Annotated in this window: 14 protein-coding genes and 1 tRNA gene; 8 read left to right on the top strand and 7 right to left on the bottom strand. The window is 66.2% G+C overall.

Annotated features, from left to right (window positions below; translation table 11 throughout):
- Positions 1–35 precede the first annotated feature (35 nt).
- Positions 36–812 (top strand): hypothetical protein, encoded by a 777-nt coding sequence (locus ACIQF4_RS19430; RefSeq protein WP_400517193.1) that lies wholly within the window; start codon positions 36–38, stop codon positions 810–812.
- On the opposite strand, the gene ACIQF4_RS19425 is transcribed toward ACIQF4_RS19430, so the two are convergent.
- The 3 genes from ACIQF4_RS19425 to ACIQF4_RS19415 are packed head-to-tail and all read right to left on the bottom strand — an operon-like array spanning position 809 to position 2,779.
- Positions 809–1,213 (bottom strand): glyoxalase superfamily protein, encoded by a 405-nt coding sequence (locus ACIQF4_RS19425; RefSeq protein WP_400517148.1) that lies wholly within the window; start codon positions 1,211–1,213, stop codon positions 809–811. The two genes, ACIQF4_RS19430 and ACIQF4_RS19425, sit on opposite strands and share 4 nt — an antisense overlap.
- Before the next feature lie 45 nt (positions 1,214–1,258).
- A complete protein-coding gene (gene upp, locus ACIQF4_RS19420) occupies positions 1,259–1,894 on the bottom strand; it encodes a uracil phosphoribosyltransferase (protein WP_013599856.1) in 636 nt (211 codons plus the stop codon).
- A gap of 12 nt (positions 1,895–1,906) precedes the next feature.
- Positions 1,907–2,779 carry a phosphatase PAP2 family protein gene (locus ACIQF4_RS19415; RefSeq protein ID WP_400517149.1) on the bottom strand — a complete coding sequence of 291 codons (873 nt, stop codon included), beginning with the start codon at positions 2,777–2,779 and terminating at the stop codon, positions 1,907–1,909.
- 61 nt (positions 2,780–2,840) lie between these two features.
- On the opposite strand from ACIQF4_RS19415, the gene ACIQF4_RS19410 reads away from it, so the two are divergent.
- On the top strand, positions 2,841–3,347 hold the full coding sequence (locus ACIQF4_RS19410) for a nucleoside deaminase (RefSeq protein WP_400517150.1): 507 nt from the start codon (positions 2,841–2,843) through the stop codon (positions 3,345–3,347).
- Positions 3,348–3,377: 30 nt separating this feature from the next.
- Here the strand turns inward: ACIQF4_RS19410 and ACIQF4_RS19405 are convergent, their stop codons facing one another.
- The 4 genes from ACIQF4_RS19405 to ACIQF4_RS19390 all read right to left on the bottom strand — a co-directional run bounded on the left by ACIQF4_RS19405 (position 3,378) and on the right by ACIQF4_RS19390 (position 7,920).
- Complete coding sequence (locus tag ACIQF4_RS19405; protein ID WP_400517151.1) at positions 3,378–4,457, bottom strand: glycosyltransferase family 4 protein; 1,080 nt, start codon at positions 4,455–4,457, stop codon at positions 3,378–3,380.
- Between the two features lie 4 nt (positions 4,458–4,461).
- Positions 4,462–4,860: a 6-pyruvoyl trahydropterin synthase family protein gene (locus ACIQF4_RS19400; protein ID WP_400517152.1), complete on the bottom strand. Its 399-nt coding sequence runs from the start codon at positions 4,858–4,860 to the stop codon at positions 4,462–4,464.
- Positions 4,861–4,863: 3 nt separating this feature from the next.
- Positions 4,864–5,895 carry a zinc-binding alcohol dehydrogenase gene (locus tag ACIQF4_RS19395; RefSeq protein WP_400517153.1) on the bottom strand — a complete coding sequence of 344 codons (1,032 nt, stop codon included), beginning with the start codon at positions 5,893–5,895 and terminating at the stop codon, positions 4,864–4,866.
- A gap of 216 nt (positions 5,896–6,111) precedes the next feature.
- Complete coding sequence (locus ACIQF4_RS19390) at positions 6,112–7,920, bottom strand: DUF222 domain-containing protein (RefSeq protein WP_400517154.1); 1,809 nt, start codon at positions 7,918–7,920, stop codon at positions 6,112–6,114.
- Positions 7,921–8,083: 163 nt separating this feature from the next.
- Between ACIQF4_RS19390 and ACIQF4_RS19385 the strand changes: the two genes are divergently transcribed.
- The 6 genes from ACIQF4_RS19385 (at position 8,084) to ACIQF4_RS19360 (ending at position 15,098) form a co-directional block, all read left to right on the top strand.
- Positions 8,084–8,173 (top strand) — tRNA-Ser (locus ACIQF4_RS19385).
- Positions 8,174–8,342: 169 nt separating this feature from the next.
- A complete protein-coding gene (locus tag ACIQF4_RS19380; RefSeq protein WP_350000688.1) occupies positions 8,343–8,714 on the top strand; it encodes a hypothetical protein in 372 nt (123 codons plus the stop codon).
- Positions 8,715–9,153: 439 nt separating this feature from the next.
- A complete protein-coding gene (locus tag ACIQF4_RS19375; RefSeq protein ID WP_400517156.1) occupies positions 9,154–10,758 on the top strand; it encodes a PucR family transcriptional regulator in 1,605 nt (534 codons plus the stop codon).
- Complete coding sequence (locus ACIQF4_RS19370; protein WP_400517157.1) at positions 10,755–11,687, top strand: glutaminase; 933 nt, start codon at positions 10,755–10,757, stop codon at positions 11,685–11,687. Before ACIQF4_RS19375 ends, ACIQF4_RS19370 begins: the two co-directional genes overlap by 4 nt.
- An 80-nt stretch (positions 11,688–11,767) precedes the next feature.
- Positions 11,768–13,309 (top strand): amino acid permease, encoded by a 1,542-nt coding sequence (locus tag ACIQF4_RS19365; protein ID WP_400517158.1) that lies wholly within the window; start codon positions 11,768–11,770, stop codon positions 13,307–13,309.
- Between the two features lie 43 nt (positions 13,310–13,352).
- Positions 13,353–15,098 (top strand): thiamine pyrophosphate-dependent enzyme, encoded by a 1,746-nt coding sequence (locus ACIQF4_RS19360; protein ID WP_400517159.1) that lies wholly within the window; start codon positions 13,353–13,355, stop codon positions 15,096–15,098.
- The last annotated feature ends 142 nt before the right edge of the window (positions 15,099–15,240 follow it).

The raw sequence follows: 15,240 nt of genomic DNA, 5'->3' as shown, positions 1-15,240 counted from the left end.
CGACGCCCGGAACACACCCCTGCCCGCGGCGCATCATCTCGCACCGGTCACGCCAGGACGGCCAGCCGAAGGCTCATCGGTGGATCGAGGCTAAGTTCCTTACTAAAGCACGCCCGAAACCAGGCCACGACGCCGGTGCCCCGCGCACGTCAGGCAAAATTCCGTCCTTTGGCCAGCGCGCCGCCATCCTCGCGACGTCCTGCGCGCTCCTTGTAGGCGTTGGAGCAGCAGGCCAGGCCACCGACACCGCAGTGCAGGTGGCAGCCACGGAGACGCAGGCCGCTGAGGCCCAGTCGAAGCTGAGCATCGAGAAGAGCGAAATCCAGGAAAACCCTGCTCCGGCACCTGCGGCAGAGCCCATCAACGTTGTTCCGCAGGCGGCCGAGCCGGCGCCGGCTCCCGCCGCTGAGCCCGCACCGGCACCTGCCCCTGCACCTGCACCGGAGCCTGAGCCCGCGCCGGCACCTGCCCCCGCTCCCGAGCCCGCCCCGGTCGTCGCAGTCAACGACCCCGCGGGCGCACAGGCCTACGCTGCCGGCCAGTTGGCCTCCTACGGCTGGGCACCGGACCAGATGCAGTGCTTGCAGACCCTGTGGACCAAGGAATCAGACTGGACCACCACGGCCACCAACCCGAGCAGCGGCGCCTACGGCATTGTGCAGTCCCTGCCGGCCGAGAAGATGGCCAGCGCCGGCGCCGACTACCTCACCAATTACCGTACGCAAATCAACTGGGGCCTGAACTACATCCAGGAGCGCTACCAGTCCCCGTGTGGAGCACTGAACTTCCACTACGCCAACAACTGGTACTAAACAGAAGCGGCTTCGCCTTGGCGGTCCGGTACGTCCCTGCCGGGGATGTACTGGACCGCCCAGCGGTTACCGTCAGGGTCCGCGAAGTACACAAAGTGGCCCCAGTCCTGCACGTCCACATCGCTGACGTCCACCCCGTTGGCCTTGAGCTGCCGGTGGGCGGCCTGGATGTCAGAGACCACAAGCTGCAGGTTGGAGCCGGTACCGGGGGGAGCATCCGTGAGGCCTTCCCCGATGCAGATGGAGCAGGCTGAGCCCGGCGGCGTCAGTTGCACGAACCTGATGGAGTCGTTGGGCCGCTCGTCGAAATCGGCGTTGAAGCCCACCTTGTTGACGTAAAAGTCTTTGGCCCGGTCCACATCGGATACGGGGACAAAAACGAGTTCCAGTTTCCAGTCCATGCGCACAGGCTAGGCCTTGCGCAGGAAGCGGGAAAGGCTTGAGTCCTAGCCGGCGATGCCGTACAGGCGGTCGCCTGCGTCGCCCAGGCCCGGGACAATGTAGGACTTCTCGTTGAGCTTCTCATCGATGGAAGCCAGGACGATGGTGACGTTTGCGCCGGAGAGTTCTTCCTCCAGCTTGGCCAGGCCCTCCGGCGCGGCGAGCAGGCAGATGCAGGTGACATCAGAAGCGCCGCGCTTGAACAGGAACTTGATGGCCTCGCGCAGTGTTCCGCCGGTGGCAAGCATGGGATCCAGCACGAAGATCTGCCGGTCGGTGAGATCCTCGGGCAGGCGCTCGGCGTAGGTGATGATGTCCAGCGTTTCCTCGTCGCGGGCCATGCCCAGGAAGCCCACTTCAGCCGTGGGGACCAGTTTGGTCATGCCCTCGAGCATTCCCAGGCCAGCACGGAGGATGGGCACCACCAGCGGAGTGGGTTTGGTGAACGCCGTGCCCACGGTGGTGCTGACGGGGGTTTCGATGGTCACGGGCTCGGTGCGGACTTCCCGCGTGGCCTCGTAGGCCAGGAGGGTCACCAGTTCCTCCGTCAGCTGCCGGAAGACCGGGGACGGAGTGTTCTTGTCCCGCAGGACGGTGAGCTTATGGGCGACCAGCGGGTGGTCCACAACGAGAGTGCGCATGGGTCAAAACTATCACCCGGCTGCCGGGCCGCTCCCCTGCCGTCCGCCGCCCGTGCCGGACTGCGAAGCGTCGTCGTCGGCCCTTTGTGGGGCAACGCCGGCGTCCTCCTCCGGGGCGGTACGTTCTGCGTCCCCGGTGTGGTCCTCGCGCAGGACGGGATGCTCGAAGGTGGGTGCAGGGCCTGCGTGCTCACGCCGCCGCATCAGGTGGAACAGCCTGTGGGCCAGGATCACGATTCCTACCCACGCCAGCCCCAGGAACCAGCCCGCCATGACGTCGGTCATCCAGTGGTGTCCCAGGAAGACCCGGCTCAGGCCCATGGCAATGATGAAGAGTGTGCCCACCGTGATGGCTGCGATCCGCGCCCAGAGTACTTGGAACTGCAGGCACATGAGGTAGATCAGGACCCCTATCACCACCGTGGTGTTCAGGGTGTGCCCGCTGGGGAAGGACGGCGACGTCTCGAACGGCGGGACGGCCTCGGAGTGGTCCGGACGTGTCCTGCCTACCAGCCGCTTGCCCCAAGTAGTGGCCAAGGTGGAAACAAGGGCCGCTCCGCCCACCAGGACAATGGGCCGCCATGTCCTGTTCAGGAAGGTCAGCCAGGCGGTGAGGATGCTCGCCAGGATGGGCATGCCGATCCCGCCGCCTACGTTGGTGAAGCCTGTGGCGAAGGCGTCCACCTCCGGGTTCCGCAACGACTGCGAATATTCCAATGCAGGAATATCAAGGCTCGCCAGGCCTTCCTCGTCTACGACGTCCGAGTAGACCTCGGCTCCCAGGAGTGCCAGGGCGATCACCAGCGTTCCGCCGATGATCATGGTCAGCCACAAGGCGGCGTACGGCTTGATCCACTTGTCCACGCGGTCTCGGACTGTGCTCACTGTGCCTCCCGGCGGATGTGCGTCACGGGCTCTGGGTATCCTTCGAAACTATCATTGAGCCATGGTCTCCGCAGATAAGAAACACCACGCGTGGATGGGCCTTGCCCTCGCCGAGGCCCGTCGCGCCCTCGACACGGAGGACGTACCCATCGGGGCCGTGGTCATCGGGCCCGACGGCGCCGTGCTGGGTTCCGGGCGGAACCAGCGGGAAGAGCTTGGAGACCCCACCGCCCACGCCGAGGTCGTGGCCATCCGCGAGGCGGCCGACCGGCTGCGCAAACTTTCCATGCTCGACGGCGGCAGCGGAGACGGCTGGCGGCTCGCCGACTGCACGCTGGTGGTCACCCTTGAACCCTGCGCCATGTGCGCCGGAGCGATTGTCCTGGCACGGATCCCCCGGGTGGTCTTTGGTGCCTGGGACGAGAAAGCAGGAGCTGCGGGGTCTGTTTTCGATGTGCTCCGCGAGAGGCGCCTGAACCACTGGGTTGAGGTGTATCCGGGGGTGCGCGAAGCCGAGTCCGCCGCCCTGCTGCGTGACTTCTTCGCCGGGCACCGCTCGCGGCTCTGACTCGCGCCCGGCAGTCAGCGGGCTGGGCAGTCAGTGAGCCTTCCTGATGGCGGCCAGCACGCAGGCCGCTGGCTGGTCCCAGCCCGGCAGCCTGCTCCGCGCATCCAGCGCCCGCGCCCGCCAGGCATCCCTGGCTCCGGGGTCTTCCAGCCAGCGCCGCAGGGCCTGGGCGAGCACGGCGGGGTTCGCAGGATCATCATCCGACGGAAAGGCAATCTTCGCTCCCGGAAGCATGCCGCCGTCGTCGTCCTTCCCCGCTGTTCCCAGGCGCAAGGCCTCAACGGCACCGGTCCCGTCGCGCACCACCACGGGGATCCCGTGCGCCAGTGATTCGGTGACCACCATGCCAAAAGCCTCGGCACGGGACACCAGGAGGCTGAGGTCCGCCCGACGCCATTCGTTCTCCAGTGCCTCGCCAGTCAGCTCCCCGGTGAACAGGATCCGTCCGTCCAGCCCGTGCATGCTCACAGCCGCCCGAACTCCTTGCGCGTAATCCCCGTCTGCCTTGTCTGATCCGACAAATGATGCGGTCCAGTCAAGGTCCTGAAGCATTGCCAGGGCGGACACCGTCAGCAGCTGGTCCTTGTTGGGCAGCAGCGCGGCCACCGTAAGCAGGTGGGGCGGAGTGGACCCGTGGGCCAACGGCGCCTGGTCCGTCCCGGGAAGGGCGACCTCCAGTCCATGAAGTCCGTGACGTTCTTCCAGGACTTTGCCGGCCCAAGTGCTGGTGCACACGACGCCACTTGCAGCCCGGAGGGACCGTGCTTCACGCTCGTGATGTGCCGGGGCGGGCATATGTACCAACACCCATGTTTTGCGTCCGGCGTTGGCCGCGAATTCCATTTCATCCGGTGCGCCCATGGCGATGAGCCCGTCCACAAGGGTTACTGCGTCTTCTGGTTCCGCTTCACCTGCCTGTTCCCACGCCCCCAGGAGGCTGCCCAGCCTGCGTCGGGCGTGGGCACCGGCATAGGGCCAGGAGCCGTCGACGGGGAACACGTCGACGGCGGCTCCCAGCGTTTTCAGCCCCTGCACCAGCCTGGCGTTGTAGATGTTCCCACCGGAATGATGGTGGATGTTGCCGGGAACCAGCAGCCGGATGCGGTCCACTGGATCAGGTTGCTGGAAGGTCCAGCGTGTAGGTGGCCCAGGCGTCCGGGTTTTCGCGCAGGGTGACGTCGATCCCGGTGAGCTGGCCGCCGTCGGGATCATCCTTCAGCTTTTCAGCAACAAACTGCGCGATGTATTCCGCAAGCGCCTCCGTGGTGCTGAGCTTCCCGGCGAAATCCGGGTGCTCGTCCAGGTTCCGGTAGTTCAGGCCTGCCAGCACCTCCTCGATCATGGTGCCCGCAGCACCGATGTCCAGGACGATCGCGTCCTCGTTGAGCGTCCGACGGCGGAAGGACACCTCGGCGACGAAGGTTGCCCCATGCAGGGCCTGGGCGGGCCCGAAGGCCTCGCGCGGGAGGCTGTGGGCGATCATGAAGTGGCGCCGTACGGTCAGGCTGAACATGGACTACCTCTGGTTTTCTCGGTTAGGGTGCTGGGAATCTTCGTCGCCCGGGTACTCAATGACGTGGCATAGAGCTTCGAGGTTGCCGCGGGCCAGGTCCTGCACAACGCCAGGCAGCTCAGCGAACGGGGAAGTACCCGTCAGGAAGGCATCGAATACCGGATCCTTGAGAAGCGATACTGCGAGGTTCAGGCGGTCCGCGTTGGTCCTGCGGTGCCGGCGCGCTCGTGCCACCACTCCCACCTGGCTTGCCCTGATGGACAGGCGCCGGGCGTGGAAGTCCTCACCCAGCGGCACGGTTACCTGGCGGTTCGCGTACCAGGACATTTCGATGACGTCCCCTTCGTCGCCCGCAAGCTGCAGGCTGCGCTCCAAGCCTTCCTGGGAGGCGGAGCAGTGGAACACGATGTCGCAGTCGGCGAGGGCTTCATCCGGGTGGGCGAAGTCTATTCCAAGGGTGTCCGCCAGTTGCTTCCGGCCCGGGTCCAGGTCCACAAGCTGCAGGCGTTCCAGCGGAAAGGTCCTGAGCAGGGTGGCCACCATGCCGCCCACGAGGCCTGCGCCCACAACCGCGACCCGGTCACCGAGCCTCGGGCCGGCCTCCCACAGCGCATTGACTGCGGTTTCCACGGTTCCGGTCAGCACTGCCCGGCGGGACGGGACGTCGTCGGGAATTTTCGTGAGTGAACTGATGGACGCGACGTAGCGGTCCTGGTGGGGGTTGAGGCAGAACACGCGCTGCTCCGGCCATCCCTCCGGACCGTCCTCGACTACGCCCACGGACAGGTAGCCGAACTTCACCGGCCCCGGGAATTCGCCTTCCTGGTGGGGTGCCCGCATCTCGTCGGCTACCCGGGGCGGGACGGCGCCGGCATGGACCACCATCTCGGTGCCTTTGCTGATGCCGGAATAGAGGGTGCGCACCAGGGCTTCGTCTGGGCCGGGGGCGGAAAGGTCCTCGGTACGGAGTTCGCCGTGTTCCTTGGCCGTTGTCCAGTAGGCGGTTGCGTGCGTGGGACTGGTTTGATTAGTCATCTTGCTGATGAATCTAGCCCTCCCGGCGTGGACCGCAAAAGTTGGCCGCTGCCTGGTTCTGGTTCCTGGGGCTTTGGGGCTGTGCTTGGACCGTCTCCCCAACCGGTGTGTCTTGGGCCGTCTCCCCGACACTGGGCTATTGACCCGCCTGGCTGCCCCCACCGTGGCATCGCTGGATCACAAGCTGCCTTGTGCGGCGCTTTGTCAGCAAGGAATTCAGGTCAGTGCCGGATTGCGGTCCGTTATCGGGTCCCAGTCATTCATGGGGTCCCAGTTCAGAGGGTATTGGGGCAGGACGGGCGGCAGGGCGTAGAAGTCGTTCCAGAGGGGGTCGTCCACGGGTATGTCGTCCAGGTCTATGAGGCCGTCATCTTCAGGTTCCTCCGGTGGAGGTTCCGGGTATGGGAGGTCTCCGGCAGGGCAGGCACACGCGCCGGGCATGGGCGGGTAGGGCAGCATGCCGGGGACTTGCCCGTTGTGATGCTCCCCCGGTTCCAGCCGCGCCGGCATGGGCGGCATGGCAGATTCGGGCCATTGGGGTGGTTCCCAGTCCTGGTGTTCGCTTTTGTAGTTCCGGCCGGTGGGTGAGGTCCAGCCGGGTGGTTCGGTTTTGGTGGCTGGTGTTGGTGTCCAGCCGGTGGTGTGGCGGAGTTTGTGGTGTTTCGGGCAGGGCTGTCCGAGGTTGCTGATCCCGGTGGTTCCGCCGTGCTGCCAGGCCAGAAGGTGGTCTGCCTCGTTATCCAGTGAGTTGTTGTTGCAGCCGGGGAAGGGGCATTTGCCGTCCCGCATCCGCAGCCAGTTCCGCATCGCTTTGGTGACCCGGTAGCTGGTCCGCCCGATCTCCAGCGGCGCCCCGTCCCGCGGATCAACGAGGACCCGGTGGAACGAATCAGCACCGTTCGCAACCAGGTCCCTCGCCATCGACGGCGGGATGGGCCCGAAGCCGTCCAGCATGGCCGGCTCGTCGGTCAGGCCCATCAGCGCGAATACCGGCACCATGACGAGCACCTGCGCCCGGACCGCCGACGACAGCCCGGCGGGATCCATCCCGGCACCCGCCCCGTCGCTGGTACCTGTGCTGTTGCCTGCAAGGACGCTGGAAATGTCTTCACACCCGCGACTGCTACCGCCATTGCTGCCGCTGGTGAGGATCGCTTCGGCGAAGTCGTCGGCCCGGATCTGGGTGAGGGTGCGGGACTCGTCGGGTCCCTGTGCGGCCCGGGCGAGGGCGTTGAGCCGGTTCCAGCCCGCCATTGCCTGATGGGCGGGGAGGTAGGCCGAGAGCCAGGCCATGCCGTCCTGGTCCGGCCTGCACTCCACCCGCCGGTCCGCCACACCCTTGGCGTGGCGCTTCTCGATCGATTCCGGGTGGTGGCGTTCGCGCCAGGTCCTGGCCTTGGCCTTGAACCGGTAAGCCGGCATCTCCCCCATCGCGGCCGCATTGACGGGCCTTGCCGTGTCGGGGTCCAGGAAGTGGGCCTCCAGGGCCGCGGCGCCTGCGGGGTCAAGACCGACTGTCTGGTTCACCATTTCCCGGGCATGGGCCCAGGAGATCGAGCCGCCCTGCAACGCGGCGAGGGTCCGGGGCAGGGACGTGGTCAGGGCGTGGGACTCGGCCAACAGGGCACCGGCGGCGCGGTCACCGATCACCAGAGCGCAGCCGACCTCGGCCACCAGGCTCCGCTCCTGCGCCGTGGCCTCATGCGGCGAGGACGGCGGACCGTTCAGCAGGCCCGTGGCGGCAGCGAGCACCTGAACCGCCTGCGCCTTCAACGCCGCCAGCTTCGCCTCGGACCGTGCCAGCCCGGCAAGAACATCCAGCGCCCCATCAACAACCCGCTGCAACGGATCATCAGCGGCGCCATCACCACCCCCGCCACCGCCGGCATCAGGCTCTGCGGCGCCACGACCGGAAACAGCCGTGCCGGAAGCAGCAGTACCGCCGCCCGCGAGCACCGCCGCAAAAGCAGCCACCGAAGCGTCAACCACCGCCTCAGCCTCCACTACCGCCCAATTGCCTTCCATGAATCCATCCTCATGGCAGGGTCTGACATTTAAGGGGCCCAGTGGACCCCTGCTAAAAAGAATTTTGAAAATCTTTTCAGGCCCTCTTGGGTGGCCAGCGGGAGCCCCTCCCGCCAATCTCGTTTTGGGGATGCGCGCCTTGCTCCGGTACCCTATTGAGGTTGGTGACGTGTCCGAGCGGCCGAAGGTGCAACACTCGAAATGTTGTTTGGTGTAAAAGCCAACGTGGGTTCAAATCCCACCGTCACCGCCACGTAGCGAGGCCCTGCTTTCCTGAGAACTGAGGAAGGCAGGGCCTTTTGCTTTGCGTTCAACGGGATGCACTGGCCACGGGCGCTGCCGTTCACGTGCCCACCAGCGCCGGTGAACTCCGCAGCGGGGGCAGGTATGTTTTACCGCATGGACGTCGCAGGGGGATGCCGATGAGTACCAACACGACCGCAAGGAACTACTGGCTGGCCTTGGCCGGCACGTATGGGCTGACACTGAGCGTTGCAGCAATGGCAGATTGGCCCTGGCCCCTCCTCATGGGCGGAGCCTTCATCCTCTTCGTCGTCCTCCACAGTTACCGGTACCGCCAAGTCGGCCGGAAGATTCAAGGCACGCTTGCCACGGCCAGCCCCGGTGTTGGTGTGGCAGGAAGCATTCTCGGAGCCGGGGCACTGCTTGTCCGGGGCACGCCGGTTGCCATTTGGGCCGGGCCACTCTTGGGGGTCATCGCTTTCCTGGGAATGTTCCTGTACCTCCAGCGGTTCGGTCGCTTCTACAGCCAAACGGGCACATCGGCCGACTGACCAGTTCACCCCATCCAACACCCGCGGCACCGACGCCGGACCCCTCATAAAAGTCACGGGCACTTCCCTGGCGTTGGACGACTGGGGTGCTGCGGACCCGACGGTCATCACCGGGCCGCTGCCCGCCGTCGTCGAATGGCTGCGGGCCCGGCTTTCTGCTGTCTTAGTGCCCGCCGCCCGGGGCACTTTGGGCACGGCGCACGACGACGGCCGCTATTTTCCCGGCGTGTCCGCGCCAAAGTGCCCGGGGACTGCAGGGCTGGACCCAACCCAGGTGTATTGGCGTTCCACGGCTGCGGTGCGCATCCGGTGACTTGGGCGGCGGGCTGAAAAAGCCGCGTAAGTTTTGGGTCGGCTTCCATATTTCCGCCAATTCCTGCTGGATACCATGAGTTGACCGGACAGAGCCGTCCGGTGCGATCGATGCAAAAGGACACTCATGGCTGCGGTGACGGTGGACGATATCCTTGCGGATCTCCCCCTGGGTTTCGCCACCCTGGTCCTGCGGCCGGCATCGGCCAGCCCCGCCATTGAACGGTTCCTGATCGTGGACGCCGACGATGAAGCGCCCGACGCCGCAGCCGCCTTCGTCCTGCTGATCGGCGTCCGCGGCCGGTCCGCCTTGCCGGCGCTGCGCCGGCTCCTGAAGAAGAGCCCTCCCCCGGTGGTGGCCGTGAAGGGAAGCCGCGAGGAGCTGTCCGAAGCCGAGGAACTGCTGCGCGATGCCGGTACGGGCCTGCTGCTGGTGGACCCCGGCGCGGACTGGGACCGGCTGCTGTCCATTGCAAAGGACAGGATCCAGCCGCCGAGCTACCAGCGTGAAGTGCTTACGCTGCTGGAAGAGGACCTTTTCGCCATCGCCCAAACGACGGCGAGGCTCACCTCCAGCCATGTGGTCATCGAGGACGCGGCCAACAAGGTGCTGGCGTACTCCACCGTCTCCAACGACATTGACGAACTCCGCAAGGCCTCCATCCTGGCGCGCCGCGGCCCCCGCAAATACGAGCTGCTGCTCAAGGACCTTGGCGCTTACCGCGAACTTCATGGCACCCGCTTGCCCGTCCGGGTTCCGGCCCGGCCGCAGGACGGGCTGCGCGAACGCGTGGCCATCACGCTTTTTGCCGGCGACCGCATCATGGGCTACATCTGGCTCCAGGAGACGGGTGCGGGGTTCGGGCCGGACGTCGACCATGTGTTGAAGGGTTCTGCGGCACGTACGTCCGCCGAGCTGATCCGGTACCGCAACCAGCAGTCCGTGCACATGCGGGAAGACCGCGTGGCGCGGATCCTTTCCGGCCCCGAGGAGGCCGCAGCCAGCGCACACAGTGAAAAGCTCCCGGCGGAGCGCCCGGCTGCCCTGATCCTGGTTGGCATGTCGGAGTCCGAAGCGCAGGCCGATGACGCCGCACTGAAGCACGGCGAACTCGCCAACCTGGCGTCCATCCACGCCGCCGCCTACAAAGCGTCCGCCGTGGTGGGCCAGTTCAAGGGCGACACCGCCGTCATAATTCCCGGCCTGCAGTCTGCCGCGGCCGAACCCGGGCTGCGAAGCCTCGCGGAGTCCATCATCAAGGACGCGCGGAAGCACCTGGGCATCAGCCCCTTTGCTGCTGTGGGCCCGGTGGTTCCGGACCTGCTGTCCATCCACTCGGTCACCGGCCTGACCGAGGCCCTCCTAAGCTGCGTGGGCCAGGCCGGGGATACGTCCGTAGGCACGGTGGACGACTTCGAGGGCGAAATCCTGTTCCGGGAGGCAGTCCGGAATTTCTCGACCTCCACGTTCCGCCACCGCAGCCTTTCGCGGCTGCTGAGGGAAGACGGGGAGTTGGCCGAAACCCTGCGGGCGTACTTTGACGCCTCGCTTGACGTGGCAGCCTGCGCGCGCCGGATGCAGCTGCACAAAAACACCGTTTACTACCGGATCAGCAAGGCTTCGCGCGTCACCGGGCTGGACTTCAGCAGCCCCCGCGACGCACTGGTGGCCCTGCTCCACGTCCAGGCATGGACCGGAACCACTTCCAACAAACTTTCAGGCAGGAAATGACAACAACACTCCAGGCACCGCCGCTGGGAGCGCTCCTCGAGGACATCGTCCTCCGCCACCGGCCGGAACGGGAAGCGGGCAGCGTCCCGGGGAACATCCCCCTCCTGGCAGCGGTCCCCTTCAACAGGTTCGGCATCGCCGTCGCCACCACATCCGGAGAAGTCTTCGCCGCCGGCGATGCCGCCGTGCCCTTCTCCATCCAAAGCATCTCCAAGGTTTTCACCCTTGCCATGGCACTTGGCGGTGACAGCTCAGGATCGCTGTGGCGCCGGGTCCTGCGGGAACCCTCCGGCACGCCCTTCAACTCCCTGGTCCAGCTGGAAGTGGAGCATGGCATCCCCCGGAACCCCTTCATCAATGCCGGCGCCCTGGTGGTGACGGACCACCTGATGGACAACGCGCCCGACGCCGCCACCCGGCTCCTGCAGTTCCTCACCGCACAGGCAGCCAGCAGCGGACCCTACATCGACGAGGAAGCGGCGGCCGGCGAACTGGCCAACAGCAGCCGGAACCTGGCGCTGGCCCACTTCCTGAAAAACTTCGGCAACCTCCACCAGCCGGCCGAAGCAGTGGTGGAGAACTACGTCCGCCAGTGTTCCATCATGATGACCTGCTCCGACCTGGCCAAGGCCGGCCTGTTCCTGGCACGGGCCGGACGGGGAACGCTGGGTCAAGTGCTCTCCCCCAGCGACGCAAAACGTGTCGGATCCATCATGCTGACGTGCGGCATGTACGACGCCGCAGGCGAGTTCGCCTACCGTGTTGGCCTCCCAGGGAAGAGCGGGGTGGGCGGGGGAATCCTTGTCATCGTTCCAGGCGAGTGCGCCATCTGCGTCTGGAGTCCGCGGCTGGACGCCAAAGGCAACTCACTGGCCGGTACCGCCGCCCTCGCAGATCTTTCGGACCGCACCGGCTGGTCCGTTTTCTGACCCACGCGCTTACAGCCCACGCGCCCTGAAACTCGCCCTCTCCAACCAGCAGGATCTTCTCCGTATCGAAAGGATCACCCATGCCCATCAACCCCAATGACGAGGTTGTACAGGACCCCAATGTTGCACCGGACCACGTGATTGATGGAGGTCATGCCCATGCTTCTGAGTCGGCGCTGCATGCCGAGGACCAGGGCTACCACAAGAACTTGAAGCCCCGGCAGATCCAGATGATCGCGATCGGCGGCGCGATCGGCACCGGCCTGTTCCTGGGCGCCGGCGGCCGACTGAACGCAGCAGGCCCGTCCCTGGTCATCGCCTACGCCGTGTGCGGGTTCTTCGCCTTCCTGATCCTCCGCGCCCTGGGCGAACTGGTCCTCCACCGCCCCTCCTCGGGCTCGTTCGTCTCCTACGCCCGGGAATTCTTCGGCGAGAAGGCCGCGTTCGTTTCCGGCTGGTTCTACTGGATCAACTGGGCCACCACCACCATCGTGGACATCACCGCCGCCGCCCTCTACATGAACTTCTTCGGCAACTACATCCCCTGGATGGCAGCGGTCCCGCAATGGGCCTGGGCCCTCACCGCCCTCGTCGTGGTCCTGGCCCTGAACCTCGTCTCGGTCAAGGTCTTCGGCGAAATGGAATTCTGGTTCGCCCTGATCAAGGTCGCAGCCCTGGTCATCTTCCTCATCGTGGGCACCTACTTCGTCATCTTCGGCACCCCCGTCGACGGCCAACAGGTCGGCCTGAGCCTGCTCTCGGACAACGGCGGGATCTTCCCCAACGGCCTGCTGCCCATGATCATCCTGATGCAGGGCGTCCTGTTCGCCTACGCCTCCATCGAACTCGTCGGCACCGCCGCCGGCGAAACCGAAAACCCCGAGAAGATCATGCCCAAGGCCATCAACTCCGTGGTCTTCCGCATCGCCGTGTTCTACGTCGGCTCCGTCATCCTCCTGGCACTCCTGCTGCCCTACACCTCCTACGAAAAGGGCGTCAGCCCCTTCGTGACCTTCTTCGGCTCCATCGGCATCCAGGGCGTGGACGTCATCATGAACCTCGTGGTCCTCACCGCCGCCCTGTCCTCCCTGAACGCCGGGCTCTACTCCACCGGCCGGATCCTGCGCTCCATGTCCGTCAACGGCTCCGCCCCCCGCTTCGCCTCCCGCATGAACAAAGCCGGCGTCCCCTACGGCGGGATCGCCATCACCGCCGCCGTGTCCCTCCTCGGCGTCCCCCTGAACTACCTCGTCCCCGCCCAAGCCTTCGAAATCGTCCTGAACGTCGCCTCCGTCGGCATCATCATGACCTGGGCCACCATCGTCCTGTGCCAGATCCAACTCCACCGCTGGGCCAACAAAGGCTGGCTCGAACGCCCGTCCTTCCGGATGTTCGGCGCCCCCTACACCGGCTACCTTTCCCTCCTCTTCCTCGCCGGCGTCCTCATCATGGTCTTCATCGAATCCCCCCTGACCATGCTCGTCACCGCCATCGCCTCCATCCTGATGGTCCTCGGCTGGTACGCCTGCCGCACCCGCATCCGCGAAATCGCCCAAACCCGCGAAGGCCACACCGGCCTCTCCCCCGTCATCGCCAACCCACCCGCCAACACCTTCAGATAAAGACCACGCTGACCAAAGCCGTCCAAACCGACAAAGAAAGCCCATGACAACGGAAACCGAAGCAACAAGCCCCACCCCGCCAGCCGCCGTCGTACGCCCTGCAGAAGGCGACGCAACGCCGGGCCGGCCTCCCCTGCCCACGTCCGACGCCCCGCCGGTGCTCAAATCCGCCGGGCACGTCATTGTCGATTCGCTGGTGGCCCACGGCGTGGAACGCACCTACGTGGTTCCGGGAGAAAGTTTCCTGGATGTGCTGGACGGCCTGCACGGCTCCAGCATCGATACCATCGTCTGCCGGCACGAGGGCGGCGCCGCCTACATGGCCGAGGCAGACGGGAAGATGAACCAGCGCCCGGGCATCGCCATGGTGACCCGCGGGCCCGGCGCCGCAAACGCCCACGTGGGCCTGCACACCGCCTGGCAGGATTCCACCCCCATGCTGCTCTTCGTCGGCCTGATCCCGTTCGCGCACCGCGACCGTGAGGCATTCCAGGAGTTCGACATCAAGGCGTGGTTCGATACCGGGGCGAAGCGCGTGATGGTCCTTGACCATGCGGAGCGGGCGTCCGAGATCGTGGCCGAGGCGATGTTCGCCGCCATGAGCGGCCGGCCGGGCCCGGTGGTGGTGGGCCTGCCGGAGGACATCATCCGGCAGCAGATTGACCCTGTACTGCACCCCGCCATCCCCGTTGCCGCCGGCGGCATGAGCAGGACGGACGCCGCCGCGCTGGAGGCCGCGCTGGCGGAATCCAAAAAGCCGCTCTTTGTCACCGGCGGCAACGACTGGACGCAGGAGGCGGCGGACCAGTTGACGGAATGGCTGGAACGGCACCACATCCCGGCGGCGGCTGAATGGCGCACGCAGGGAACCGTGTCCTTTGATTCGCCCTCCTACGTTGGCCCCATTGGCTACGGCCGTCCGCGCCCCACCTACGACCTCCTGGAGGAAACCGACCTCCTGGTTTTTGTCGGGACGGTTCCCGGGGACGTCATCACGGACGGGTTTCTCTGCCGGCAGGACTGGAACAAGGAGAACTTCCTGGTCACGGTTGACCCGTCACTGCGTGGCCGGTCTGGCCCGGTGTCCCGGCAGATCCTGGCCAAGCCGGAAGCCTTTGTCCGCGACCTCGCCGGCATCAGCCTGCCGGTGAAGGAAGAATGGAAGGCCTGGACGGCAAGGATGCGGACCGAGCAGCAACGGTTCGCCGCATTGCCTTCGGCCGCCCCTGCAGAGGGCAGGGCGCGGATGGATACCCTGATGGCAAACCTGGTGCCGCGGCTGCCGGAGGATGCCATGGTGACCTTCGGCGCAGGCGAGCACACCAACTGGGCCCACCGGTATTTCCCCACCCGCCGCTACGCCTCCATGATCAGCGCCCGCAACGGCTCCATGGGCTACTCCGTCCCGTCCGCCATCGCGGCAGCCCTGGCTGAACCACGACGACGGGTGGTCACCATTGCCGGGGACGGGGAGTTCCTGATGAACGGCCAGGAACTGGCCACCGCCGCCCAGTACGGGGCCACCCCGCTGGTGGTGGTGATGGACAACCAGGAATACGGCACCATCCGAACCCACCAGGAGCGGCACTACCCGGAACGTGTCTCCGGGACCCAGCTGAGGAATCCCGACTTTGGCCTGATGGCCAGGGCCTTCGGCGGTTTCGGCATCACCGTTACTGAAGACCGGGACGTTCCTGCGGCGCTGGACGCCGCCCTTGCGGCGATTGACCGGGACGGCGTCTTTGCGCTGGTCCACGTCGTGGTGGAGCAGCGCGTCAAGGCTTACTGAGCTCTCGCGAAGGAGGAGCGGGGGGGGGGGGGGGGGGGGGGGCGGGGGCCCCCCCCCCCCCGGGGGGGGGGGGCGGGCCGCCCCCCCCCCCCCCGGGGCGGGGCCCCACAATTGCCCAAAAAATTTTCCCAAGTGTGATGTA

The sequence above is a fragment of the Pseudarthrobacter sp. NPDC092202 genome (assembly GCF_044755505.1).
In the GTDB taxonomy this organism is placed as follows: domain Bacteria; phylum Actinomycetota; class Actinomycetes; order Actinomycetales; family Micrococcaceae; genus Arthrobacter.
Note: the sequence above shows the minus strand (reverse complement) of the source record. Positions and strands in the feature narration are given on the sequence as shown.